The sequence below is a fragment of the Microcoleus sp. PH2017_09_SFU_O_A genome (assembly GCF_020738625.1).
Classification (GTDB): domain Bacteria; phylum Cyanobacteriota; class Cyanobacteriia; order Cyanobacteriales; family Microcoleaceae; genus Microcoleus.
This window is the reverse complement of sequence record NZ_JAEQCF010000006.1, coordinates 40104-64392: the sequence shown is the minus strand read 5'-3', so window position 1 is coordinate 64392 and position 24289 is coordinate 40104. Positions and strand designations below refer to the sequence as shown.

Below are 24289 nucleotides of genomic sequence, written 5' to 3'. Positions count from 1 at the left end.
TTATGAAATATTTGTACAGAGCGATCGCACTTTGCGGATTTGTTACCGTTTTGGGTGGCATATCCCCTGCCATTTCTATTCAACCCTCACCAATACTCATCGTTCAAAATTCGGCTGAAGACTTATTTAACAGCGGTTTAGCCAAGTCAGAGGCTGGAGATATCCCAGGGGCGATCGCAGATTACACCGCAGCTATTGCCATCAACCCCAACTACGCCAAAGCTTATAACAAACGCGGCATCATTCACGGCCGCTATCTCAAGGACTATCCAGCAGCCAAAGCCGACTTCGATCGCGCCATTGAAATTAACCCGAAGTATGCCGATGCTTACTACAACCGTGCGAAAGTCCGCTATTTATTAAAAGACAAACCGGGCGCGATCGCTGACTATCAAAAAGCCGCCGATTTTTATCAAAAAGACGGCAAGACAGAAGATTATCAAGATGCAATAAAACACCTGCACAGGCTGCTATTATAAATGTTTTGGGAAACAGGGTATAATATAACCACAGCTTTAAAATTTTCAAATTATGACCTTAAGCAAAAGTTACAACTACGCCTCCCATGAAGACTATTTAGAAGGGGAAAAATTTAGCCCGATCAAACACGAATACAGACAAGGAGAAATCTACGCAATGGCGGGAGCAAGCGATGCCCATGAAACAATTGCAGGCAACTTATTTGCGCTGCTGAGAAACCACGTTCGGGGTACAGGATGCCGCATTTACATAGGAAACATGAAAGCCAGAATTGAGCAAGCAGACGTGTTTTACTATCCAGACATCATGGTGACTTGCGACGAAAGAGATAGAAGCCTTGAATATTTCAAACGCCACCCGCGCTTAATCGTAGAAGTTCTATCTCCAACAACAGCATCATTCGATCGCGGAAATAAATTTGCCGACTACCGCACCGTAGAAACTTTGCAAGAATACGTAGTGATTAATCAAGAAAGAATCGGTGTAGAATGTTATCGGCGCAATGCAGAAGGGCGCTGGGAACTTTACCCTTACGGTGTTGGCGAAGAAGTTCGCTTGGCTAGCGTAGACTTTCAATGCCCGATCGCACAAATTTATGAAGATGTTTTAGAAATCGGTTAAAATAGTCGATCGCACAAACACCAAAAATTCATCAGCGTTCATCAGCGTCCATCAGCGGTTGAACACTCCAAATTAACCATTCAAAAAATGCCTGCAACCTCCACCGTCACCGTCACCGTACCCGCCACAACCGCCAACCTCGGCCCCGGATTCGACTGCATCGGCGCCGCTTTAAGCCTCCACAATCATTTCCAATTCTCCCTAATAGAACCCTCCGCAACAGAGAAACTAAAAATTACCGTTACGGGCGCAGAAGCTGCCAAAGTCAAGACAGACGACAGCAATCTCGCTTACCAAGCCTTTGTCAAGTTATACGAATACCTCCGTCAATCCCCCCCACCAGTGGCGATACACATAGATATGCAAGTGCCGCTGGCGAGGGGTTTGGGGAGCTCCGCTACAGCTATTGTCGGCGGGTTAGTCGCTGCGAATTGTTTAGCCGGCAAGCCTTTGAGTCAGGTGGATGTGATGCAGTTGGCGATCGAACTTGAAGGACATCCCGACAACGTTGTCCCCGCTTTGTTGGGAGGTTGTCGCCTCGCTGCTAGTAATACACCCCCCCAACCCCCCCTTAGCAAGGGGGGGCTAAGAGAACAACTCCCCCTTAGCGAAGCGGGGCTAAGAGAATCACCCCCCCTTAGCAAGGGGGGGCAGGGGGGGGGTTCCTGGCAAATTTGCGACATTCCGTGGCATCCCGATCTCGTGCCCGTGGTAGCCATTCCCGATTTTGAACTTTCTACAGCCGAAGCGCGACGAGTTTTGCCAACAGATTACAGCAGGGCTGACGCGATTTTCAATGCTGCACATCTCGGTTTGTTGGTGCGGGCTTTGGCTACGGGCGATCGCAATTGGCTGCGTTGCGCCCTCCAAGACAAGATTCACCAGCCTTACCGGCGATCGCTGATTCAGGGATATGAAGCGGTGCAAGAAGCTGCAATGAATGCAGGGGCTTGTGGGATGGTAATTAGCGGTGCGGGGCCGACGCTTTTGGCTTTAACGGATGTTACTAATGTTGATGCGGTTGTGAGGGAAATGGCGGCTGCTTGGATGGAATTTGGGGTGAAGGCTGATGTGCGGGCGATTTCTATTGATACTCAAGGTGCACAAGTCTCCAGTTAATTAGTCGTAAGGTGTGTACCCTTTCGGGTAAACGCATCTTAAAAATTCGCCATCATCTAAAAATATTAAGACTACCTATGATTGACAGTCCATAAACCGCTGAAAAGCCGGCCTAATGGAATCTGTGTTACAAAAATAACAGAAATCTTCTATGGGTAGCTAAGTTATGCCAGTTCGCTTCATCAACGATCGCTATGCTATATCCCCCAATCCGCGATCGGGCGGGATGGCTGATGTCTATCGCGCAAGAGACTACGATCAGGAAGAACGGCTGGTTGCAGTAAAAGAATTCAAACACGGGCAGATTGAAGCAGATATTCTAGCCGAGTCCTTCAAACGTGAAACCCAAGCCCTGCAAGAGTTGAAGCACCCCGGAATTGTGGAACTTCTCGATTTTGGCAAGGATGAAACTACGGGTAACTATTTTCTCGTCTTGGAGTGGATGGACAAGGATTTGGCAACTCTTCTGAAAGAATCTCCTCCCGACGGTTGGGATTCATTTTGGAAAGCGGTAGCGTTACCCGTGTTGGAGGCTCTGGCTTTTTCCCATAATCGCAGAATAATACACCGCGATATCAAGCCCAGCAACATTTTAGTGGGGAGTGACGGTCAACTCAAACTTGCTGACTTTGGCATATCCAAGCTTAAGGGCTATTTGCAACCAAGCATTACTCTCAAAGACTTTGTATCGCGTACATTCACTCCGCCAGAAACCGACGATGGTTCCTATACCTACACTCGCGATATCTACAGTTTTGGTGTATTGGTTCTAAAGTGCCTGACCAATATTGAACTCACAGATCATAATAGTATCCCCAGCGCACTGAAAGCGTTTAATGCACCACCTGAAATCCTTGAAATAATCGAGCGTACTGTTTCTCTCTATCCAGAAGAGCGTCAGCCTAATGCAGAGGTACTGCTAGCTCAACTTAATGCTATTCAAGGGAAGACAAAAACAGGAGTAATTAAGAAGCCTCCTTGCTTCCTTAAGCTTATACCAAAGTGCTTGAACAGACTTAAAAGTGAAATTGAGATTTATTCTGAAGTTGAGATCGAGAATCTTATCCTTGACGATCTCAATAATGAATCGGGTTGTGGGATTCGTCCCTATAAATTTAAGGACGACGCAGACGATTCATCTCGTGAAGATCATTACGAAATTTATGGTGTTTCCTATCGGTATCACATGAAGGTGGATCAAAACCGAGGAAATCACCTAGTTATTTTCAATGCTTGGTCTACTTCCTACTCGCAACTGGAACAGCGTCGAGAGCGTGCTTGGAATCTATCCTACGAGTTCAAATTTGGAATGCCACTGAATTCATATGAAGCAAAAGAGGTTATTCAGAAGCTACAGGATTCAGTGATAGAGCATGAAGCCAACTTAAAAGAACAAGAAGATGAAAAAGAAAAGCAACGGATATTCCAAGTTTGGTGGGATATTCTCAGAGCCAAGACAGATTGGGAAAAAAACCGAGAGAAACCGATTAAATACACAAGCGTTACTCGTGAGGGAAACCGCGTTATCTTTGAACTATCAGAACTTCCAGAAAATGACATAGCTGGACAACCCCGCCATGTGACAAACCCAAAAGGATTTAGCATCTTGGGGGGAGATATTGAGCAGGTCATCAGTGACAGATTGACTCTTTATGTTAAATATGGAGAACCAGACAGACTCCCACAATCTGGCGAGTTACGCTTTGATACTCGTGCTGCTGAGGTTGCCCTAAATCGACAAAAAAATGCCCTTGATGCGATTCGATTTGACCGGGGAGTACGCTCAGACATTCGCCAATTACTCGTCAATCCTCAAGAAGTTCGTAATCCTAAAGTAGAGGTGGATGTCCAGTTTGTTCAACCTCTCAATGAATCACAGCAGGAAGTTGTTAAAGCTGCACTCGCAACAGAAGATTTTCTGATTGTTCAAGGTCCACCAGGTACAGGAAAGACAACATTTATTACAGAAGTTGTTCTGCAAACTCTTAAAACTAATCCTGATGCTCGAATTTTGCTCAGTTCACAAACTCATGTTGCACTAGATAACGCCCTAGAACGGATTCAAGCTAAAAATCCTAACTTGAAGTTGGTGCGACTTGGTAACCATGAACGGGTATCAGAGAATGTTCATTCGCTCTTACTCGAAGAACAGATGGAACAGTGGCGAGAGGGTGCAATTGCTAAAGGACAGGAATTTATTGATAATTGGTCAGCGCAACGAGGTATTTCTCAGCATAACAGTGAAATAGCCACACTATTTCAAGAAATGAAAACTCTGGTTACAAAAATTGAAAATCTCAGAGGAGATGTTAATATCTGGAAACACGATTTAGATGAAATACTAGCAATAAATTACAACCCAGAAAACCCAGATTCATTGTTGGAAACTAAAATCCCCAAGGATAAGCTAGAGGAATGTCAGAGTATTGAAGCTGAAATTAGTATCCTTCGTAAACAATTAAAAGAAGCACGAGAGCAACAGAAGGAAAAATCAAAGCGTCTTAAAGAATTAACCGGAAGCAGTATCAATAAACTTTTGAGACTTTCGGTTCAGGAGATAGAAGAGCGGATAAATCAACTAATAAATCCAAATGCACCTGATGCGAAGATGCTCCAACGGCTGATAGCTATTCAGGCGGAGTGGTTCGATCAGTTTGGTCGAAATGAGAAATTCAATGCACCTTTGATTAAGCGATCGCAAGTGGTAGCCGGAACCTGCATCGGAATTCCTAGAGATATTCAAGACATAGAATTTGACCTGTGTATTGTTGATGAGGCTTCAAAAGCTACGGCGACAGAAGTGTTGGTTCCAATTGCGCGATCGCATCGCTGGATACTTGTTGGCGATCCCAAACAACTCCCACCATTTCGAGATGAAGCTAGCAGAGATTCTGACTTTCTGGACAAATACGACCTAACTCAAGAGGATATCCGAGAAACCCTGTTCGATCGACTGCTGAGAACACTCCCAGATGGCTGCCACAAGATGTTAACAATTCAACATCGAATGGTTGCACCAATCGGCGATCTGGTCAGTGAGTGCTTCTATGATAGTCAGCTAAAAAGTGCCAGGACTGACTTAGATCAGCATCTTCGCAGTGTTTTACCACAACCTGTGACTTGGTTAACAACAACCAAACTTCAGAATAGTCGCGAACAGTCTGCCAATTCTAGCTTTAACAATATTTGTGAGGTCAATGTCATAGTTCAGTTTCTCAAACAGCTAAACCAGACGGCACTAAAGGCGCAGAAAAAATACAGTGTCGCTGTATTGACGGGGTATGCAGCACAGCTAAAGTTGCTCGATCGTAACCTGGCCTCAGAATTAAACAATTGGCAAGCATTAAAAGTTGAGTGTAATACAGTGGATGCCTTCCAAGGACGCGAAGCTGATATTGCAGTGTACTCTGTGACTCGTTCTAACAAAGAAGGTAAAGTGGGTTTTCTGCGCGATGCAGAACGATTAAATGTGGCCTTATCCAGAGGTAAAGTTGGCTTAGTAATCGTGGGAGATCATTACTTCTGTAGAACCTCACATGACAACCCATTACACCGAGTTTTGGATTACGTTGAAAGTCACCATGAAAATTGCGCCCTAAAGGAGCTTAACTTATGAGTTCAGAAGAATCAGTTTTTCTTACTCCAGAAGAACTACGCCGCTATGACAATCGTACAGGCTTCGATTTAGTTAGCTGTAAAGAAGTCGGATTGCCAGTTTATAAAATCACTGTTCTAGCTCTAACCCAACTCCATAAACCGATTCCCCCTATAGAAGAATATGTCTTGAAAGCTATTAATGCTAGTTTATCCTCAGAAGTGGATATTGCTGGATTTCTTGGTCTCGAACCGTCTATCGTCAGGGATGCAATGATAAATTTAAGGATGAGTGAGGATATTGACCTTATAGCTCCTGATGACTCTCTGATGCAAGTTTGGAAGTTGACCAAAAAAGGTGAAGGAACGCTCCGCGATGCCAAAATTATTGTTCCAGAGGAGCGAACATTTGATATCAACTTTGATGGACTCCTACGGCATCCTCGCTGGTACGGGCGATTGGAATCACGTTTACTCAAGCAAAAAGACTTGCGTAATCAAGAAATTATAGAAATTGAACCATCTCCGAAAAAGCCACCCGAACTTTCCGATCTTAAACTCAAAGATGTGGACGCAATTATTCGCCAGATTGAGGGGGCAAGCAAAGCCAAAGTCAAGCAAGATAGAGACCTGCTAGCCTTGAAAGCTATTGAGCGTAGACAGAGATTTTTTCAACCTGCATTGGCACTAATCTATAAAGCAAAAGATAGTGATGATGTTCAGGTTGCCTTCGGTATTGATGGTGTCCTGTCCACTGAACATGAAGCCGCTTTCGCCCGTTCTAATGGAGTCAAGAAACTTAAAATATTAGAGACGATAAAAGAAAGCGCACCACGGAAACTAGCTGAAGAAGTTTTAGGACGTGAATTCATCGATCAAAACCCTATTCCAAATATTGAAATCGTCAAAGAAAAAGTATTTACGGCTCAGGCTGAACTACAAGCCCAAATTGAGACCACACAAAATCGGATTGAGCAGACTAATAACGATGAAGAAAAACGTCTTCTAACTCAGCAGCTTCAAGAGGCTTTACAGCGAATAGAATATCTTGAAAATCAACTTAAATCAGAACTAGCTTTGCTGCCTATTCGTTTTCTAGAAGTATATGAACACCGTCCACTGCTCGAACAGGCTCTTAAAGAGAGCCAAGAACGTCTGATGATTATCTCGCCTTGGATTCGAGCAAGTTCTGTGGATAAAAAATTTCTCCAAGAGTTTGAAAATCTCCTCAAGCGGGGAGTACAAGTTTTCATTGGGTACGGTTTGGGAGAAAATGATGATAAAAAGTACCAATCTGATATCCGGGCTGAGAATAATATTCAAAAATTAGCGAGTCAGTATAAGGATAATTTCCGGCTCAAGCGCCTTGGAGATACTCATGCAAAAATCCTCATTTCTGATGTGAAATTTGCTGTAACGACAAGTTTCAATTGGCTTTCCTTCAAGGGAGACCGCGATCGCACGTTCCGGGATGAGCGGGGGACGCTGGTATCTGACCACCATAAAATCGATGAACTGTTCGATAGCTATAGGTCGCGATTTAAAGATTGAATGGTCTCGCTTCCACAAAGTTAAAACCTTCTTCCCTCTTCCTTCCTCTGCGGTGGGTTAAAAATTTTAGTGATTTTGAATACAATTCCCGACTAAATAGCCGATCGCACTCCTCAATTTTGTCTGGGGATCTAAAGTTCCCCTAAAGTTCCATGCCCGATCGCAAAACCCTCCCTAAAATAGAAGTTGCAGGACTATCGGTCTCATCGCCGATTCAGGAACACCTGAAAAATCCCAAACTAGCGAGCCACAAGACAGGGAGAACATCAAAATCATGGTAAACGCGCCGACAGGGGAAGCCCGCCTAGGCCAAACCGAGCAGGTACAAGCCTTAGACCGCGATTGTACGACTCTATCCCGTCATGTACTCCAGCAACTGCACAGCTTTTCAGCAGATGCTCAGGATTTGAGTGCCCTAATGAGTCGCATCGGATTGGCTGCAAAGTTGATCGCAAGGCGACTCAGCAGAGCCGGGTTAATGGAAGATGCTTTAGGGTTTACAGGGGCTGTAAACGTGCAGGGAGAATCTGTCAAAAAGATGGATATCTATGCTAATGAAGTGTTTATCTCGGTATTCCAGCAAAGTGGACTTGTCTGCCGCTTGGCTTCGGAGGAAATGGAAAAACCCTATTACATTCCTGAAAATTGTCCGATCGGGCGTTACAGTCTGCTCTACGATCCCATAGACGGTTCTTCCAATCTTGACATCAATCTCAATGTCGGCTCCATATTCAGCATCCGCAAGCAAGAGGGGGATGATGAAGACGGTTCTGCTGCCGATTTGCTCCAACACGGGCACAAACAAATCGCTGCCGGCTACGTGCTGTATGGGCCCAGTACCATGCTGGTTTATTCGATCGGGCAAGGCGTTCATTCATTTACCCTCGACCCCAGTTTAGGCGAGTTTATTCTATCAACCGAAAACATCAAGATTCCAGATAACGGCCCGATCTACAGTGTCAATGAAGGTAGCTTTTGGCAGTGGGAAGAATCTTATCGGGATTACATTCGCTACGTACATCGAAATCAAGGCTACACTGCTCGGTACGGCGGGGCTTTGGTGGGAGATTTTCACCGGATTTTATTTCAGGGAGGCGTGTTTTTGTATCCCGGAACCGTGAAAAACCCCGATGGCAAATTGCGTTTACTCTACGAGTCGGCTCCTTTGGCGTTTTTGATGGAGCAAGCCGGAGGGCGCGCTAGTACGGGTATTCAAGACATCTTGGACGTGGTGCCGACTAAAATTCACGAGCGCACGCCTTTGATTATTGGCAGTAAAGAAAATGTAGCGTTGGTTGAGTCTTTTATTAAAGAGCGATCGCGCAATCCCATAACACTTGAGGAGTGAAGTTAGTTGACAGTTGACAGTTGACAGTTGACAGTTGACAGTTGACAGTTGTCAATTGATAGTTGTTAGTTGTTAGTTATTAGACCGAAGTTGGAAGATAGTAAGAGGAAAAAAGGAAGAAGGAAGAAAGTTTTCACTGCCCATTACCAATTACCCATTACCCATTACCAATTATCCAAGTTTAGGAGTTAAATCAATGACGGACCAGACAAAGAATCACCTGTTAGAAATCAAAGAAATTGGCCAGAGCATCTGGATGGACAATTTGACCCGCAATCTGATCGAGTCCGGCGAACTCAAAAAGATGATAGAAAGTCGCGGGCTGCGAGGGATTACATCCAATCCGGCTATTTTTGAGAAGGCGATCGCGGGTAATGTGATTTACGATGCTGATATTGAAGCGGGCATCCGGGCTGGTAAATCTGTACTCGAAATTTACGAATCTCTGGTATTTGCAGATATCCGCAATGCTTGTGACATCTTCGCCCCAGTTTACGCAGAGTCCAAGGGTTTGGACGGTTACATCAGTATCGAAGTGCCACCGACGATCGCGAATGACACAGAAAGTACAATTAGCGAAGCCTTGCGCTATTATCAGGCGATCGGCAAACCAAATGTGATGATTAAGATTCCCGGAACTGCTCAAGGTTTGCCCGCCGTAGAGCGAGTCATCAGTGAAGGGATTAACGTTAACGTGACTTTGCTGTTCTCGGTTGACAGCTACGTCGAAACTTTCTGGGCGTACATTCGCGGTTTGGAAGCGCGGGCAGCTAAGGGTTTGGATGTGAGCAACATCGCTTCTGTTGCCAGTTTCTTCTTGAGCCGGATCGACATCAATATTGACGGCAAGATTGACGAGAAACTCAAAAACGTCACAGATATTTCCACCAAAGCCAAACTGGAAGCAGTGAAGGGAAAAATTGCGATCGCCAATGCCAAGGTAGCTTACCAGAAGTATAAAGAGATCGTCGCGAGCGATCGTTGGCAAGCATTAGCAGCAAAGGGAGCCGAAGTGCAGCGTTTGCTGTGGGCTTCCACCAGCACCAAAAACCCCAACTACAGCGATGTGATGTATGTGGATGAGCTAATCGGCCCCGACACGGTTAACACTTTGCCGCCGAACACCGTGGAAGCTTGTTTCGATCACTGCGATGTCGCGCCCCGGATTGAGAATAACGTTGCAGAAGCTTACAGCCTGATCGAAAGTCTCAAAGATCCCGACATCGACATCAACTTGGACAAAGTGATGGAAGACTTGCTCCTGGACGGGATCGAGAAATTCGTCAGCCCCTTCCAATCCCTGATGGATTCCTTGGAAGAGAAAGTTAAGAGGCTCGCACCCGTATAGTTCGCCGATTTGGTATCGGTAAGGGCAGAAACTCTCAGGAGTCTGAACACATAATCGTTTTGGCTCCTGAATCCTGATTAAATGCTCGTCCCCAATTATTGACGCGACTGAGATTATGGAAAATTTGTGTACGAACGTACACAATTCCCTTGTCAAAGAATATTTTGTGTACGAACGTACACAATTCCCTTGTCAAAGAATATCAAGTCCGCAAATTCCTGATTTTTCATACCTGACTGCTAAAGAAGTGTTATGTTAACTCCCCATACCATTCAACAAAGCGAGGAAGTCAACGCCCAACTGGATATCGCTGAACGGGCGAGGCTTCAACAACTCGAATCGATCGTAGAACAAGGACTTCATACTTTTTACGAAGTTGGCAAAGCCCTTGAGGAAATTCGGGAACAAAAACTGTACCGGGAAACCCACAAGAATTTTGAGGCTTATTGCCACGAAAAGTGGGGAATCACGAAACGAAGAGCTTATCAGTTCATTGACGCGGCTGAGATTATGGAAAATTTGTGTACGAACGTACACAATTCCCTTGTTAAAGAATATCAAATCCGCCCATTAAAGGGATTGCCCCCCGAGGTACAGCTAGAAATTTGGCAAGAAGCAGTAGAGTCATCGCCCAACGGGATTCCTACTGGTGCAGCAGTTCAGCGTTTGGTTGAACAGCGATTTCCATCGCTAGGAAGCGGGCGAACTCCCAAGGATACTGCTTCAGAATTGGAAAAATTGCGATCGGACAATCAACGCCTCAGACAGCAAATCCGAGAGCAAAACAGAGAGAGGGATCGGCGTGCTGCTGCTGTGGCGTTGGAAATGGAGCAACTTCGAGCCGAAAACAGGCAGCTAAAAGCTGAACTGCTACAGCGCGATCGAGATTGGGAAGTCAGACTAGCTGCTGAAAGGGTTAAAATCCGGGCGGAAGTTATAGCGGAACTCAGAGAGGAAATCCGGGCGGAAGTCAAAGCCGAATATGAAGGGCAGATCAACTCTCTGACCCAGCAATTAGCAGAAATGACGGCAAATTATCATGCTGTACTGGCAAGATTAACAGCACTAGAACAAGGAAAATAAATGGTAACGATACTTGAAAATCCACTGCGGGTTGGTTTGCGAAAGGAACGGATGCCGGAACCGCAAATTCTGGTGATATTTGGAGCTTCCGGCGATCTCACCCAGCGCAAACTGGTACCAGCAATTTATCAGATGAAGCTCGATCGGCGTTTACCACCAGAAACTACCGTGGTGGGAGTCGCCCGTCGCCCTTGGAGTCACGATTACTTCCGAGAACAAATGCGGGAAGGCATCGAAGAATTTGGCGGCGGTATTAGCAATGAGGAATTGTGGCAAGATTTCGCCAAAGGTTTGTACTACTGTCCCGGCGACATTGATAACCCCGAAAGCTATCAAAAACTCAAAGCTTTCTTAGCCGAACTCGATGAAGAAAGGAGAACCCGCGGCAATCACATCTTTTATCTGTCCGTTTCTCCGAACTTTTTCCCAGAAGCAATTCGGCAACTGGGCGCAGCTCAAATGCTGGCAGATCCAATAAAACATCGCTTGGTAATTGAAAAACCCTTCGGCCGCGACTTGAGTTCGGCAAAAGCTCTCAACCGTGTGGTGCAGCAGGTTTGCCAAGAACAGCAAGTTTACCGGATCGACCACTATTTGGGTAAAGAAACGGTTCAAAATTTGATGGTGTTCCGGTTTGCGAACGCGATTTTTGAACCGCTGTGGAACAGGCAATTTGTGGATCACGTACAAATTACGGTTGCAGAAACTGTGGGCGTAGAAGACCGGGCCGGTTACTACGAATCCTCTGGGGCGTTGCGGGATATGCTGCAAAACCACTTGATGCAGATTTTCTGTCTGACGGCGATGGAACCGCCAAACTCCCTCGATGCTGACAGCATCCGCACCGAAAAGATGAAAGTTCTGCAAGCAACTCGCTTGGCGGATTTGAATAACTTAGAGTTTTCCGCGATTCGCGGTCAATATTCCGCAGGGTGGATGAAAGGCAAACCCGTGCCGGGTTATCACGAAGAACCGGGGGTTGCTCCCAACTCGACAACGCCGACTTTTGTGGCGATGAAGTTTATGATTGACAACTGGCGATGGCAGGGAGTGCCTTTCTACCTGCGGACTGGTAAGCGGTTGCCGAAAAAAGTTAGCGAAATTGCAATTCAGTTTCGGGAAGTGCCGCTGTTAATTTTTCAGTCGGCGGCCCAACAAACTACTCCTAACGTTTTGACGATGCGGGTGCATCCCAATGAGGGGATTTCGCTGAGGTTTGAGGCGAAAATGCCGGGGCCAGATTTGCGGACGCGGACGGTGGATATGGATTTTAGTTATGGTGCTTCGTTTGGGGTGACATCTTCGGATGCTTACGATCGCCTGTTGATTGATTGTATGCTGGGCGACCAAACTTTGTTTACCCGTTCTGATGAAGTGGAAGAAGCTTGGCGGGTGGTAACTCCGGCGCTGATGGCTTGGGAATCTTCCAACGACCAAAGTTTGGTTCCTAAATATGAAGCTGGTACTTGGGAACCGGCAGAAGCAGAATTAATGATTAACAGAGACGGCCGCAAGTGGCGACGACTTTAAAAGTCAATTGTCAGTTGTCAGTTGTCAGTTGTCAGTTGTCAGTTGTCAGTTGTTAGTTGTTAGTTGTTAGTTGTCATTAGGTAAGAGTTGCTAACTTAAGAATCATCAAGGACTAATTTAGTAATCCTAATGTTCGGGAACTCTTGCGTGATAGCAGTTGTGACCAATGACCAATGACCAATGACCAATGACCAATGACCAATGACCAATGTCCGATGCCCGATGCCCGATGCCCGATGCCCAATGACCAATAACCAATAACCAATAACCAATAACCAATAAGAAAGGAGAAAAAACCGATGACGATGACACCGATGAAAGCTCCGCCTCTGGTTTCGCTGCAAAACCCTAAAGATGTGTCGATCGACCAAATAGAGGCAGAACTGAGTAAAATCTGGGAAAGTTACAGAGAATCAGGATCGAAGGGCGATTTTCCGATCGCGACTAGGGCAGCAACTTTTACTTTTGTCGTGTACGAACCGGAAGAAACCCAGCAATTATTGGCGGATCTGGGATTTTATGACGGGCCTGTCGATGGTATTAGCGGGCCGATGACGGCATCTAGCATCAGGGCTGCTCAAAAAGCTTACGGAATGCCCAGAAGTGGCAAACCTAGCGCTGAATTGTTGGCGATGTTGCGCGAAGAAGTGGCTCGCAAAAATGCCAAGGGAGAGCTTTTGGGTTCGAGTGGCTTGGGTTCCGGGGGTTCGGGGGTGGCTGATGCGATCGTAGCTGCGAATCCCTGCCGGATTATTGCTCTGTGCCCGACGGCGGGAGAAGATACGGGCGTGCAGGCTCAAGTGGCTGCTTACTGTCCGGTGCACAAGCGCGGCAGCGGCAATCTGATCTGCTGCGAGTATATTACGCTGCGGGGTACGGAAGCTGCTCTGGAACGGGTGAGCGCGATCGTGACAGCGCTGACGATCGCGGATTTGCCGACTTTGTTATGGTGGAAAGCGAATCCCGATGCCGATCGAGGTTTGTTCCAGCGGCTGGCGGCAACTAGCAGTTCTGTGATTATCGACTCTAGCAGTTTTGCCGAGTCTGAAGCGGAATTGCTGTTGATGCAAAGTCTGATCGAGGAAGGAATTCCGATCGCGGATTTGAATTGGCGCAGGCTGGCGGCGTGGCAGGAGTTGGCTGCCGAGGCCTTCGATCCGCCGGAACGTAGGGCGGCAATTCGGGAGATCGATCGAGTGACGATCGATTACGAACAAGGCAATTCTACTCAAGCGCTGATGTATTTGGGCTGGCTGGCGAGCCGGCTTCAGTGGCGTCCGGTTGCTTTCAAGCAAGAAGAGGGCGATTACCAAATTAAGCGCATTAAATTCGCAGGTGCGGACGAACGGGTTGTAGAAGCCGAGTTAGCTGCGATTCCGATTGCCGATACGGGCGATGTCCCCGGCGATTTAATTGCTCTGCGTTTAAATTCTACGAACGAGAAAGCGGCCTGCGGTACGGTTCTGTGTTCGGAAACGGGGGGCTGTATGCGGATGGAAATGAAGGGAGGCGCTCAAACCGATCGATTTAACCAGGTGACTCCTCTGTTCGATCAGGTGACGGAACAGTTGCTGGGCCAGCACTTGCAGAGTTGGGGCCGGGATATGCTGTACGAGGAAAGTTTGGCGGTGACGGCTCAAATGCTGAAGTTGGCTAAGAGGTAAAGAGAAGTTCGGCAACGGATGCAAGTAACGGATGTAACGGATGTAACGGATAGAATAAGGAAGAAGGAATTGAGTTAATATAAAGTAGAGCAGGCAATGTCTGCTCTACTTTATATTCTTCTTTCTTTCTTCGCGTTCTTCGTGTCTTCGCGGTTCGTTAAAGCATTATTTAATAGATGAGAGAGCTACACTCATAACTTTATCAACTATCTGTTTTCAGTATTTATTGTAACTAACTAGAACTATGGCTTTAGTAATTGCTGGCGAACGAAGCGGGGCAGGAAAGACTACTGTAACGATCGCCCTTTTAGCTTATTTAATCCGCCGCGGCTTGAACGTGCAATCTTTTAAGGTCGGCCCTGACTACATTGACCCGATGTTTCATGCTTTTGTGACTGGCCGCCCCTGTCGGAATTTAGACCCGGTTTTAACGTCTGAATCTTATGTAAAAAAGTGTTTTTCCCGCCACATTCAAGATGTCGATTGTGCTTTGGTTGAAGGGGTAATGGGTTTATTTGATGGGGTTTCTCCAAAGAAGGAAGAAGGAAGAAGGAAGAGGGAAGAGGGAAGAGAGAAGAGGGAAGAAGAACAAAATTATCCTATTTCCTTTGCTTCTACGGCTCATGTTGCTTATTTGTTGAATTTGCCGATATTGTTTGTGATAGATTGCAGCCGGCTTTCTGGTTCTGTGGCTGCGATCGCCCACGGTTTTCGTTCTTTTAACCCAAATCTTAAGTTCGCGGGTTTGGTGCTCAATCGGGTGGCGAGCGATCGACATTTGGATCTGCTGACAGATGCTCTGGAACCGCTCAATTTACCGATTTTAGGAGTTTTGCGTAGGGATGAGGCTGTGACGATTCCCGATCGGCATTTGGGTTTGATTCCGGCCGAGGAGTTGCCGCATCTTCACGGTGCGATCGATAAATTGGCTGATTTGGCTGCTGTTAGTTTTGACTGGGAGCAACTTTTACCTTTATTGGCTGCAACTCCTCATGGGGGGGGTGAGGGGTCTGAGCAACTTTTGGGTAGATACAGTCTCCCTTACTCAATTGTAACTAAAAAAGATGATGTTGTCAACTGTTTGGAAAAAAAGTTTTCGGTGAGGATTGCAGTTGCGCGCGATCGGGCTTTTAATTTTTACTATCAGGACAATCTTGATTTGCTGGAAGAGTTGGGCGCCGAGTTGGTATTTTGGAGTCCGTTGGATGACTCGGTTTTTCCTGAGAATGTGCAGGGGTTGTATTTTGGCGGTGGTTTTCCCGAAGTGTTTGCTGGGGAATTAAGCGGTAATGTTTTAATTCGGGATGCTGTCAGAAGTGCGATTTTTTCGGGAATGCCGACTTATGCGGAGTGCGGCGGTTTGATGTACTTGTGCGATTCGATTGTAGACTTCGACGGGAATTCTTGGCAAGGAGTGGGAGTTTTGCCGGCTGTGGCTGCGATGGGAAAGCGTTTGACTCTGGGATATCGAGAAGCTGTGGCGGTGGGAGATAGTTTGGTGTTAACTGCGGGGGATGTGGTTTGGGGACATGAGTTTCATCGATCGCATTTAACAGTGGAACCAACTAATCCAATTTATCACAGTTGGAGGTACGGCAAACGGGGAGAAGTTGAGGCGGTTGCTGAAGGTTGGGGGGTTTATGGGGTGCACGCTGCTTATTTGCATTTGCACTGGGGTGCGAACCCTGATATTGCGGTTCGTTTTTTGCAGCAGTGTTCTAATTTTGATTGTAAGGGTGTTTTGGGCGATCGAGTGAATTAGATTTTTTTAACCGCAGAGGGCGCAGAGGGCGCAGAGAAGAGAGATAGAGGAGTATTTGTATTATGTTTTTGATGAAATGAGTGAGGAGGTGTTGGGATTTATGAGTACATCAGTTTCAATGAAGCAATTGCCGGCACAATGGATAACATCGGAGAATTTTCGGAGTTACGGTCAAGTTATTTCTGCGAGTTTTGATGGCAAGTCTTTTGATGATGAGGATGCTAAGTTAAATTTGCAAAATGGCATTCCTAGATTTTACATTATGCGGTTGCACGAGAAGGGTCGCAAGTTTGGTAAAATTACGCGGCACGTTGAATGTACTCAGTGTTTGGGTTCTCTGGAAGGGAAGGATTGGTTGATGGCTGTTGCGCCTCCTGGGGATAGCGATCGACCTAGTTTGGAGGATATTGTTGCTTTTCGGATTCCGGGTGATTGTTTTATTAAGTTAGATGTGGGGACTTGGCACGCGGGGCCTTATTTTGATGCTGATTTTGTGGATTTTTATAATCTGGAGTTGAGCGATACTAATGTGGTTGACCATTTTAGCTTTGATTTGGTGAAGCATCACAATCTGGAGTTTGAGATTGTCTAATGTTGGTGATTTGTCGTTGCGCTTTCTTCCTGGTGATTATTTTTCGTTATGGGTTGTTTTTTTGAGTAAGATTTTTTGACCGCAGAGGGCGCAGAGGGCACAGAGGAAGAGATGGAAGAGAAAGAAATAAATAGGATGTGTGAACAAAAGTATAGCATGGTTCTGCGCCGATGTCGTTTGTTGGGTGCGGGCGATCGCGAAACGGTGGATATTGCGATCGATGATGATACAATAGTTGCGGTATCGCCGCGCATATCAGGAATGGGCGAACAGGAAATCGACATTCAAGGCAATTTAGTTAGTCCTCCGTTTGTGGAGTCGCACATTCATCTCGATTCTGCTTTGACTGCGGGGAACCGCGATGGAATCAAAGCGGCACTTTGTTTGAGGGAATTCAAATTTGGGGTGAACGCAAGCAAGGTTTAACTCTGGATGATGTCAAAAAACGGGCGATTGAAACTTTAAGGTTGCAAGCATCTCAAGGGATTTTGTTTGTCAGGAGTCACGCTGATGTTAGCGAACCGACGCTGACTGCTTTGCAAGGACTTTTGGAAGTACGAGAAGAAGTCAAAGATTGGATGACTTTGCAAGTTGTGGCTTTTCCCCAAGACGGGATTTATGGGAGTCCTGGAAACGACAAACTTTTAGATAAATCTCTGGATATGGGTGCGGATGCTGTGGGCGGGATTCCGCATTACGAGTTGACACGGGAAGATGGAGTAAAATCGGTTCACCGCATATTTGAACTTGCAGAAAAATACAATAAATTAATTGATATCCACTGCGATGAAATCGATGACGAACAGTCGAGATTTTTGGAAGTTGTAGCAGCTTGTGCGATTAGAAGCGGTGCGGGTTCGCGGGTGACAGCCAGTCACACGACAGCTTTCGGTTCCTACAACAATGCCTATGCTTTTAAGCTGATGGGAATTTTGCAAAAATCCCACATCAATTTCATCGCTAATCCTTTGATTAATATCACTCTGCAAGGGCGTGCGGATAGTTATCCCAAACGTCGCGGAGTGACGCGGGTTAAGGAGTTGTGGCAGCATGGATTGAATGTGAGTTTGGGGCACGACTGCGTGCAAGATCCGTGGTACAGTTTGGGTACGGGAAATATGTTAGATGTGGCTCACATGGCGGTTCATGTTTGTCAGATGACGGGAATGGCTGAGATTGCAGCTTGTTTTAATATGGTCACTGTCAACGGTGCTAAAACTCTCTATCTGGGAGATGATAATTATGGGATAGATGCGGGGAAACCTGCAAATTTGATTGTGTTGGATGCTGAGGATTGTTATGATGCAATTAGGAGGCGCGCTGCGGTTCGGTATGTGATTTCGCGGGGTAAGTTGCTAGCGGAAACTGTCCCAGCAAAAACTTGTTTTTTCTGACTGTCAACTTGCGGTTTTTTTTAGTAGTGCGCTGTACAAACAACAACTTTATCGATATAAAATATCAAGGGTTTTAGCTGGAAAAGCAACCTTGACTAATATCGTAAAAAATGATAGCTTTTAGATAAAATTAATCCTTCAAACACATATGAACGCTAAGTTTCAAGACCTAGAGTGCGATACAGATATTTTGCTTATAGAGAAAGATACTTTTACAGTTGAAAGATTTAAAGACCTAATGCGACAGAAGCTTGCTAAAAACCTTAATGAAATAATACCCAACTCGCGAGAGGTAAGAATGTTTTTTAAATTGTTTTATGATTGCTCTATTGGTGAACTAGATCTAAAAGTAGATAAAGGTCAATGGATTTTTCCTCCTGCAGGAATGACCTGTCAGCTTCTCAAAATCGGTTCCCAAGCTTGGCAAAAAGGTAAGCTAAGAGTAAAAGCCTATTTAAAATTTAATTTCTCTAGCGTGGAAGTGCAAATAAGTTGTGATTTTTGTCCTGATGAACCTGCCGAACCAGAATCTATTCTAGATGACATCCGCCAATCTGAAGAGTACAAAAAACTCGCTAATAACAACTGACCTCTGAAACTGCTAAACTATGAGTCAAGGTGCTATTCCCGATGAGAGTCCGAGAAACTTGCCAGAGCAACTGCTTCTGCAAGATGCAGTTGCTGGAAATAGCAAAGGTATTCAAGGCGGAGTGAATAATATGCTGGGAGATGCTCCCAGACTTGTGGCAATCTATGGTGGATATCCTGAACATTGGTATAAAATGACCAGCATTCAGTCTTTTATGATTGATGGAGCGTCTGTACAAGTTCATTGGTTTCGGAATAGTCAGACTCAGGAAAATGTAGAGTACAAGTTCAAACGTCAGTACCCGAAAATAGCTCCCAAGAATCTGTAATTAGGAAAGAAAAAAATATGATAATTCGCTGTATCGCTAATACAGGTGCATTGCTTCCTGATGATTACATAGAACCTACTATAGGTTACACAAGACAACTACAGTTCTCATTAACGGTAGGTCGTGAATATGTTGTTTATGCTTTTAGAGAATGGCGGGGAACTATTTGGTATTATATCTGCGATGATAATTACAGCTATTATCCCATGCAGAATCCGGCGCCACTGTTTGAAGTGGTTGATGACAGAGTTTCTAAGTATTGGCGGTTTAAACTTTCGCCCAATGGATTCTTGATGATAGCATTTGAACAGTGGTTTACCGATCCTTATTTTTATGATAAGCTGACGGATCAGGAAGAGGCGGAGGTTGAGATTTTTGATAAGGTTAAGGAATTGATGGATGCTGAGGATTTTGATTTGCCTCCCTTAGATGTCGCCGTTGAAAAATTGCGGGAAGCTGTCAGTGTTTGAGTTGAGAAAGAGAGAAGTTCAATTTAGTCTTTTTCGTGTGATTCACATACTTTTTCAACAAATGACATCGGAAACTGTTAAACTATGAAGCAAGGTGCTATTCCCGATGAGAGTCCGAGAAATTTACTAGAGCAACTGCTACTGCAAGATGCTAAAGCTGGTAATTGTAGAGCCATTCAGGGCGGATCTGACGATATACTAGGGGATGTTTCCAGACTGGTTGCCCTCTATGGAGGTAATCCCGAAGACTGGTACAAAATAACCAGCATTCAGGCTTTTGTAATTAATGGAGCTTCCGTACAAGTGCACTGGTTTGAAAACAGGGAAATTTTGCAACAAGTTGAATTAAAGTTTAAACGACAATATCCTAAAATAGCCCCTAAGAATTTATAGGTATACAAGTTATGATTGTTCGCTGTATTGCTAATACTGGAGAACTTCTACCGGAAAATTATATTGATCCTGCCCGAGGTTATACTAAAAAGGTTGAATTGCCGTTGACAGTTGGCAAGGAATATGTTGTTTATGCAATCCGATCGTGGCAGGGAAGAGTTTGGTACTATATTTGTGATGATAATTACACCTATTATCCCATACAGACTCCGGCACCGCTGTTTGAAGTAGTTGATAACCGAGTTTCTAAGTATTGGCAGTTTATGCTTGAGCCGAATGGGGTGTTAAGGTTTGCTTTTGAGCAGTGGTTTACTGACGCTTATTTTTATGATAAGCTGACAGACCAAGAAGAGGCGGAGGTGGAAATTTTTGATAAGGTTAAGGAATTGATGGATGCTGAGGTTTTTGATTTGCCTCCCTTAGATGTCGCCGTTGAGAAGTTGCGGGAAACTGTCAGTGTTTGAGTTGGGGAAAGTACGAGAGTAAATTGATTTTGTTAACCAGATTGACTAAGATAGCTTGAAATGGTATAAAATATCAAAGAGCAGAAATTGGTAAAATAAAATGGAAGAAAAAGTTAAAATCAATACAAGCTATGAGACACTAGACGGCGAAGATGATGTTTTGTTATTGGGGAAAGCTACTTTTACTGTTCGTCACTTGAAAGAGCTAACAGCTAGCAAGTTTTACAAGATAATGGTTCAGACTTATGTAGCAGAAACTAACAAGCGTGAGCAGTCGATAATTCAGTGGATACAATATCTGTCGATTAACGAAGAAACAAAAATTATGGGAGGGGATATAAACTGGAAATCGCCTCAAGAAGGAATTGATTGTCAAATTCTAAAAATTGGTTCTAAGGGTTGGCAAAAAGGAAAGCTTAAGATAGAAGTCAATGCAACTTTGCAGTCTTGGAAAACGCAGACATCCATAAAGTTTTGTCCTGATGAACCACCAGAGCCAAAATCACCTTTAGATGATATCCGACAATCCGAGGAATACAAAAAACTGAGCGATAATAAATGACAGCCCGATCGCCATTACAATAAAATAATCGATCGCACCCCGCCGCACTGATAAGGGAAAATAGAAAAATGACAAATATAGAAGAATATGTCGATCGCACCGCTGAACTGATAAACTTACCCATCAAACCGGAACATCGCCCCGGCGTTGTGGTAAACTTCGAGAGGATAGTGCAGATCGCCCGACTCGTTACAGAATTCCCCTTACCCCCAGAAATCGAAGCTGCACCAGTGTTTGAACCTTAGATTTTTTACCGCCGATGAACGCAGATGAAGCCAAATTTTTAGCAGGAGCGGATGCAGTCGCTACAGCATCCGCTGTTAAAAGTGGTAAAATTGCAGCGACAGCGGTTGTGAATGCTGCATTAGAACGAATTGCCGATCAAGATAAAACACTCAATTGCTTTACTGCCATCACCGCAGAAAGTGCGATCGCAGCAGCCGAAAAGATAGATAATGCGATCGCAAATAACGAAAACCCAGGCCCGCTAGCAGGCGTTCCCTTTGCAGTAAAAAATTTGTTCGATGTCAGCGGAATTACTACCCTAGCCGGGTCAAAAATCAACGCTGACAACCCTCCGGCGAGCCAAGACGCGGCGGGGGTCGCACGACTAAAACAAGCTGGTGCTATCCTTGTAGGTACGCTGAACATGGATGAGTACGCCTACGGTTTCGTCACCGAAAACAGCCACTACGGGGCGACTCGCAACCCCCGCGATACTGCGCGCATCGCCGGCGGTTCCAGTGGCGGTTCCGCAGCAGCAGTCGCCGCCGGTTTAGTACCCTTCACCCTCGGTTCCGATACTAACGGTTCCATCCGCGTACCGGCTGCGCTGTGCGGTGTGTTTGGGTTTAAGCCTACTTACGGCCGTTTGTCTAGGGCCGGTGCTTTTTTGTTTTCGAGTAGTTTGGATTGCGTGGGGCCGTTCGGGCGATCGCTCCGAGACATCGGTCTACTGTATGATATCCTGCAAGGCCCAGATTCTCGCGATCCAGTTTGCACTCAACGCCCGCCAGAACTTACCTCGCCACAGTTAAATACAGGAATTGAAGGATTGCGAATTGCTGTTGCTGACGGCTATTTCGCTACTGGGGCCGAACCGGAAGCTATGGATGCTGTAGAAATAGTTGCCCGAACCTTGACAAATGTCTTGAATTGTGGTATTGAGACGGAAACAACAACAACAAACCCCCGAAAAATCGGGGGGCTTGCAACTGTCAGCATACCGGAATCCGATCGCGCGAGGGCGGCAGCGTTTATAATTACTGCTTGCGAGGGTGGAAACTTGCATTTGGAGAATTTGCGGACGCGCCCTCAAGACTTCGATCCGGCAACGCGCGATCGTTTTTTGGCTGGAACCCTGATTCCTGCGACATGGTACGTGCAAGCACAGAGATTCAGACAGTGGTATCGGTCTCAAATTCGTGCAATATTCCAACATACAGATATCATTCTCGCACCCGCCACGCCGATCGCAGCTCCTGAAATTGGCGTCGAGAAAATGGTCATCGCCGGACAAGAAACAAGAGTGCGTCCTAATCTGGGACTGTTCACCCAACCCCTATCATTTATAGGCTTGCCGGTGCTTTGCGTGCCCGTACAGCGGCCCGGCGCTTTGCCCTTGGGGGTACAAATTATTGGTGCTCCCTACAGCGAAGCGGTGATTCTCCGAGTCGCTGCGGTACTAGAATCGCAAGGCATTATATGTGCCGAATCAATTTAGTCCTAGTTCTAGGGTTTGTTGTTGCGGTGGAAGCGTCTCTTAGTCCTTCTAGCAATAGCTTTGCGCTTCTGCTTTTCGAGGGGGGTTTCAAAGTGGCGGTGCTTTCTCATGTCGGGGAAAATTCCCGCTTTGGAAACTTGTCGCTTAAACCGTCGTAGGGCTGACTCAATCCCTTCATTTTCGCCGATTACAACTTGGGTCATTCTTTCTCCTTTGGTTCGTTAGATCAAGTTTTATCATATCAAGGTTTCTGGCGGCGCGACCTGTTGGATGTCGGGCGATCGACCAAAACCCCAAAATTATACCAGAAAATAGGTTCTTCATTCAGTTGATAGTTGACAATTGACAGTTGACAGTTAATTGACAGTTGACTACTGACCAACTGACCAACTGACCAACGTATCCGCTCAATAAATCGGGGTAAATCGCTCAATGATGAGCGTTAAATATCGCAAAATCGTTCCAAACGCAGTACTCTACCCCGAGCTATTGAGCGGATACTGACCAACTGTCAACTGTCAACTGTCAACTGTCAACTGACCAACTGATTTTCCTGGCGCAGGTAAGCTTGAATAAACGGCTCTAATTCGCCGTTCATCACATCTAAGACGGCAGTTGTTTCCACTCCAGTCCGCAAATCCTTGACCATTTGATAGGGGTGAAACACGTAGTTGCGAATTTGGTTGCCCCAAGCCGCCTCTACCATATCGCCGCGAATCTCGGCAATTTCGGCGGCGCGCTGTTCCCTAGCAACCACCAACAGCCTAGCTTTGAGTAAGGCGAGAGCTTTTTCTTTATTTTGCAACTGACTGCGTTCTTCGGTACAGCGGACGGCTAAACCAGTCGGAAGGTGAACGATGCGGACAGCCGTTTCTACCTTGTTAACATTTTGTCCGCCCTTGCCGCCTGCGCGAGAAGTCGTGACTTCCAAATCTTTTTCTGGAATATCCAGTTTAACGGATCGATCGAGCACCGGCATCACTTCAACGCCCGCAAAACTTGTTTGACGCTTGTCATTAGCGTTAAACGGCGAAATTCTCACCAAACGGTGAGTACCTTTTTCCGACCTCATGTAGCCGTAAGCGTAGCGGCCGACAATTTCCAAAGAGGCAGATTTAACACCTGCTTCCTCTCCCTCAGAAATCTCGGTTAAATGTACCTTGTAACCCTGACTTTCACCCCAGCGGGTGTACATCCGCAGCAGCATTTCGGCCCAATCTTGAGCATCTGTACCGCCGGCCCCGGCGTTAATTGTCAAAACCGCGCCGCCTTCATCGTAGGGCCCAGAGAGTAATTGTTGCAGTTCCCACTGGTCGAGTTCGCGGGTTAATTGGGAAAGACTCGATGAGGCTTCTTGGAACAGGGACTCGTCTGCGTCTAACTCCAGCAGTTCTAAAATAGCTCTAGCGTCTTCTAGGCTAGTCTGCCAGCCGTGGTATTGGTCTAAATGAGATTTGAAGTCATTCAGTTCTTGGAGGGTTCCTTGAGCTTGTTCTTGGTCGTCCCAGAATGCCGGTTGGGCGCAGATTTGCTCTAAATCTTGGATTTTGGCTGTGAGTGCGGGGATGTCAAAGATAGTCCTGGGTGGTACCCAGTCGATCGGACAATGTTTCAATATCGTGTTTGATGTCTAGAACTTCCACTGTGAGTTCTCCTAGTTTTGTGGTGTCTTGT

The 24289-nt window shown here is 45.8% G+C and carries 25 protein-coding genes; 22 read left to right on the top strand and 3 right to left on the bottom strand.

Annotated elements, in window-relative coordinates:
• Positions 1 to 2: 2 nt before the first annotated feature.
• From JGK16_RS03840 to JGK16_RS03740, 22 genes are all read left to right on the top strand, one after another.
• Positions 3 to 479 (top strand): tetratricopeptide repeat protein, encoded by a 477-nt coding sequence (locus JGK16_RS03840; protein WP_293189709.1) that lies wholly within the window; start codon positions 3 to 5, stop codon positions 477 to 479.
• Positions 480 to 531: 52 nt separating this feature from the next.
• The gene (locus tag JGK16_RS03835) at positions 532 to 1101 is read left to right on the top strand and encodes a Uma2 family endonuclease (RefSeq protein ID WP_293189711.1); all 570 of its coding nucleotides are present in this window, start codon (positions 532 to 534) and stop codon (positions 1099 to 1101) included.
• An 87-nt stretch (positions 1102 to 1188) separates the two neighbouring features.
• Positions 1189 to 2220, top strand: a complete 1032-nt coding sequence (gene thrB, locus JGK16_RS03830; RefSeq protein ID WP_293189713.1) for a homoserine kinase — start codon at positions 1189 to 1191, stop codon at positions 2218 to 2220.
• A 226-nt stretch (positions 2221 to 2446) separates the two neighbouring features.
• On the top strand, positions 2447 to 5836 hold the full coding sequence (locus tag JGK16_RS03825) for a serine/threonine-protein kinase (RefSeq protein WP_293189715.1): 3390 nt from the start codon (positions 2447 to 2449) through the stop codon (positions 5834 to 5836).
• The gene (locus JGK16_RS03820) at positions 5833 to 7365 is read left to right on the top strand and encodes a phospholipase D-like domain-containing protein (protein WP_293189717.1); all 1533 of its coding nucleotides are present in this window, start codon (positions 5833 to 5835) and stop codon (positions 7363 to 7365) included. Before JGK16_RS03825 ends, JGK16_RS03820 begins: the two co-directional genes overlap by 4 nt.
• A gap of 274 nt (positions 7366 to 7639) precedes the next feature.
• Positions 7640 to 8713 (top strand): class 1 fructose-bisphosphatase, encoded by a 1074-nt coding sequence (gene fbp, locus JGK16_RS03815; RefSeq protein ID WP_293174592.1) that lies wholly within the window; start codon positions 7640 to 7642, stop codon positions 8711 to 8713.
• Positions 8714 to 8909: 196 nt separating this feature from the next.
• Positions 8910 to 10061 (top strand): transaldolase, encoded by a 1152-nt coding sequence (tal, locus tag JGK16_RS03810; RefSeq protein ID WP_293189719.1) that lies wholly within the window; start codon positions 8910 to 8912, stop codon positions 10059 to 10061.
• Between the two features lie 252 nt (positions 10062 to 10313).
• Positions 10314 to 11144: a hypothetical protein gene (locus JGK16_RS03805; RefSeq protein ID WP_293189721.1), complete on the top strand. Its 831-nt coding sequence runs from the start codon at positions 10314 to 10316 to the stop codon at positions 11142 to 11144.
• Entirely contained in the window at positions 11145 to 12674 is a 1530-nt protein-coding gene (gene zwf, locus JGK16_RS03800; protein ID WP_293189723.1) for a glucose-6-phosphate dehydrogenase, read from the top strand.
• Positions 12675 to 12973: 299 nt separating this feature from the next.
• A complete protein-coding gene (gene opcA / locus JGK16_RS03795; protein WP_293174581.1) occupies positions 12974 to 14338 on the top strand; it encodes a glucose-6-phosphate dehydrogenase assembly protein OpcA in 1365 nt (454 codons plus the stop codon).
• Between the two features lie 244 nt (positions 14339 to 14582).
• Positions 14583 to 16100 carry a cobyrinate a,c-diamide synthase gene (locus JGK16_RS03790; protein ID WP_293189725.1) on the top strand — a complete coding sequence of 506 codons (1518 nt, stop codon included), beginning with the start codon at positions 14583 to 14585 and terminating at the stop codon, positions 16098 to 16100.
• A 100-nt stretch (positions 16101 to 16200) separates the two neighbouring features.
• Positions 16201 to 16692, top strand: a complete 492-nt coding sequence (locus tag JGK16_RS03785; RefSeq protein ID WP_293174575.1) for an ureidoglycolate lyase — start codon at positions 16201 to 16203, stop codon at positions 16690 to 16692.
• Between the two features lie 135 nt (positions 16693 to 16827).
• Positions 16828 to 17118, top strand: coding sequence for a hypothetical protein (locus JGK16_RS32685; protein ID WP_325314872.1), 291 nt, complete (start codon positions 16828 to 16830; stop codon positions 17116 to 17118).
• Positions 17073 to 18086, top strand: a complete 1014-nt coding sequence (codA, locus tag JGK16_RS03780) for a cytosine deaminase (RefSeq protein WP_293231029.1) — start codon at positions 17073 to 17075, stop codon at positions 18084 to 18086. Before JGK16_RS32685 ends, codA begins: the two co-directional genes overlap by 46 nt.
• A gap of 148 nt (positions 18087 to 18234) precedes the next feature.
• Positions 18235 to 18675: a KGK domain-containing protein gene (locus JGK16_RS03775; RefSeq protein WP_293174572.1), complete on the top strand. Its 441-nt coding sequence runs from the start codon at positions 18235 to 18237 to the stop codon at positions 18673 to 18675.
• 19 nt (positions 18676 to 18694) lie between these two features.
• Positions 18695 to 19003, top strand: coding sequence for a hypothetical protein (locus tag JGK16_RS03770; RefSeq protein ID WP_293174569.1), 309 nt, complete (start codon positions 18695 to 18697; stop codon positions 19001 to 19003).
• A 17-nt stretch (positions 19004 to 19020) separates the two neighbouring features.
• Positions 19021 to 19473 (top strand): hypothetical protein, encoded by a 453-nt coding sequence (locus JGK16_RS03765; RefSeq protein ID WP_293174565.1) that lies wholly within the window; start codon positions 19021 to 19023, stop codon positions 19471 to 19473.
• A gap of 84 nt (positions 19474 to 19557) precedes the next feature.
• Positions 19558 to 19866 carry a hypothetical protein gene (locus JGK16_RS03760; protein WP_293174562.1) on the top strand — a complete coding sequence of 103 codons (309 nt, stop codon included), beginning with the start codon at positions 19558 to 19560 and terminating at the stop codon, positions 19864 to 19866.
• 11 nt (positions 19867 to 19877) lie between these two features.
• Positions 19878 to 20330, top strand: coding sequence for a hypothetical protein (locus tag JGK16_RS03755; RefSeq protein WP_293174559.1), 453 nt, complete (start codon positions 19878 to 19880; stop codon positions 20328 to 20330).
• Positions 20331 to 20430: 100 nt separating this feature from the next.
• Positions 20431 to 20892, top strand: a complete 462-nt coding sequence (locus JGK16_RS03750) for a KGK domain-containing protein (RefSeq protein WP_293189727.1) — start codon at positions 20431 to 20433, stop codon at positions 20890 to 20892.
• 68 nt (positions 20893 to 20960) lie between these two features.
• Positions 20961 to 21137 (top strand): DUF4089 domain-containing protein, encoded by a 177-nt coding sequence (locus JGK16_RS03745; RefSeq protein WP_293174553.1) that lies wholly within the window; start codon positions 20961 to 20963, stop codon positions 21135 to 21137.
• Positions 21138 to 21151: 14 nt separating this feature from the next.
• Complete coding sequence (locus JGK16_RS03740; protein ID WP_293189729.1) at positions 21152 to 22615, top strand: AtzE family amidohydrolase; 1464 nt, start codon at positions 21152 to 21154, stop codon at positions 22613 to 22615.
• 8 nt (positions 22616 to 22623) lie between these two features.
• Here the strand turns inward: JGK16_RS03740 and rpsU are convergent, their stop codons facing one another.
• The 3 genes from rpsU to prfB form a co-directional block, all read right to left on the bottom strand.
• Positions 22624 to 22818, bottom strand: coding sequence for a 30S ribosomal protein S21 (rpsU, locus tag JGK16_RS03735; protein WP_006632476.1), 195 nt, complete (start codon positions 22816 to 22818; stop codon positions 22624 to 22626).
• Positions 22819 to 22856: 38 nt separating this feature from the next.
• Positions 22857 to 22997 (bottom strand): hypothetical protein, encoded by a 141-nt coding sequence (locus tag JGK16_RS03730; protein ID WP_293202784.1) that lies wholly within the window; start codon positions 22995 to 22997, stop codon positions 22857 to 22859.
• Positions 22998 to 23147: 150 nt separating this feature from the next.
• Positions 23148 to 24258, bottom strand: a protein-coding gene (gene prfB / locus JGK16_RS03725) for a peptide chain release factor 2 (RefSeq protein WP_293174547.1) whose coding sequence is annotated in 2 segments (ribosomal slippage) — positions 23148 to 24185 and positions 24187 to 24258 — 1110 coding nt in all. Because the reading frame shifts where the segments join, the coding sequence is not laid out codon by codon here.
• Positions 24259 to 24289: the final 31 nt, after the last annotated feature.

What these genes read in the sequence shown, in the direction of transcription:
- JGK16_RS03840 (WP_293189709.1), top strand. Translation starts at nt 3, where the DNA reads ATGAAATATTTGTACAGAGCGATCGCACTTTGCGGATTTGTTACCGTT.
- JGK16_RS03835 (WP_293189711.1), top strand. Translation starts at nt 532, where the DNA reads ATGACCTTAAGCAAAAGTTACAACTACGCCTCCCATGAAGACTATTTA.
- thrB (WP_293189713.1), top strand. Translation starts at nt 1,189, where the DNA reads ATGCCTGCAACCTCCACCGTCACCGTCACCGTACCCGCCACAACCGCC.
- JGK16_RS03825 (WP_293189715.1), top strand. Translation starts at nt 2,447, where the DNA reads ATGGCTGATGTCTATCGCGCAAGAGACTACGATCAGGAAGAACGGCTG.
- JGK16_RS03820 (WP_293189717.1), top strand. Translation starts at nt 5,833, where the DNA reads ATGAGTTCAGAAGAATCAGTTTTTCTTACTCCAGAAGAACTACGCCGC.
- fbp (WP_293174592.1), top strand. Translation starts at nt 7,640, where the DNA reads ATGGTAAACGCGCCGACAGGGGAAGCCCGCCTAGGCCAAACCGAGCAG.
- tal (WP_293189719.1), top strand. Translation starts at nt 8,910, where the DNA reads ATGACGGACCAGACAAAGAATCACCTGTTAGAAATCAAAGAAATTGGC.
- JGK16_RS03805 (WP_293189721.1), top strand. Translation starts at nt 10,314, where the DNA reads ATGTTAACTCCCCATACCATTCAACAAAGCGAGGAAGTCAACGCCCAA.
- zwf (WP_293189723.1), top strand. Translation starts at nt 11,145, where the DNA reads ATGGTAACGATACTTGAAAATCCACTGCGGGTTGGTTTGCGAAAGGAA.
- opcA (WP_293174581.1), top strand. Translation starts at nt 12,974, where the DNA reads ATGACGATGACACCGATGAAAGCTCCGCCTCTGGTTTCGCTGCAAAAC.
- JGK16_RS03790 (WP_293189725.1), top strand. Translation starts at nt 14,583, where the DNA reads ATGGCTTTAGTAATTGCTGGCGAACGAAGCGGGGCAGGAAAGACTACT.
- JGK16_RS03785 (WP_293174575.1), top strand. Translation starts at nt 16,201, where the DNA reads ATGAGTACATCAGTTTCAATGAAGCAATTGCCGGCACAATGGATAACA.
- JGK16_RS32685 (WP_325314872.1), top strand. Translation starts at nt 16,828, where the DNA reads ATGTGTGAACAAAAGTATAGCATGGTTCTGCGCCGATGTCGTTTGTTG.
- JGK16_RS03775 (WP_293174572.1), top strand. Translation starts at nt 18,235, where the DNA reads ATGAACGCTAAGTTTCAAGACCTAGAGTGCGATACAGATATTTTGCTT.
- JGK16_RS03770 (WP_293174569.1), top strand. Translation starts at nt 18,695, where the DNA reads ATGAGTCAAGGTGCTATTCCCGATGAGAGTCCGAGAAACTTGCCAGAG.
- JGK16_RS03765 (WP_293174565.1), top strand. Translation starts at nt 19,021, where the DNA reads ATGATAATTCGCTGTATCGCTAATACAGGTGCATTGCTTCCTGATGAT.
- JGK16_RS03760 (WP_293174562.1), top strand. Translation starts at nt 19,558, where the DNA reads ATGAAGCAAGGTGCTATTCCCGATGAGAGTCCGAGAAATTTACTAGAG.
- JGK16_RS03755 (WP_293174559.1), top strand. Translation starts at nt 19,878, where the DNA reads ATGATTGTTCGCTGTATTGCTAATACTGGAGAACTTCTACCGGAAAAT.
- JGK16_RS03750 (WP_293189727.1), top strand. Translation starts at nt 20,431, where the DNA reads ATGGAAGAAAAAGTTAAAATCAATACAAGCTATGAGACACTAGACGGC.
- JGK16_RS03745 (WP_293174553.1), top strand. Translation starts at nt 20,961, where the DNA reads ATGACAAATATAGAAGAATATGTCGATCGCACCGCTGAACTGATAAAC.
- JGK16_RS03740 (WP_293189729.1), top strand. Translation starts at nt 21,152, where the DNA reads ATGAACGCAGATGAAGCCAAATTTTTAGCAGGAGCGGATGCAGTCGCT.
- rpsU (WP_006632476.1), bottom strand. Translation starts at nt 22,818, where the DNA reads ATGACCCAAGTTGTAATCGGCGAAAATGAAGGGATTGAGTCAGCCCTA.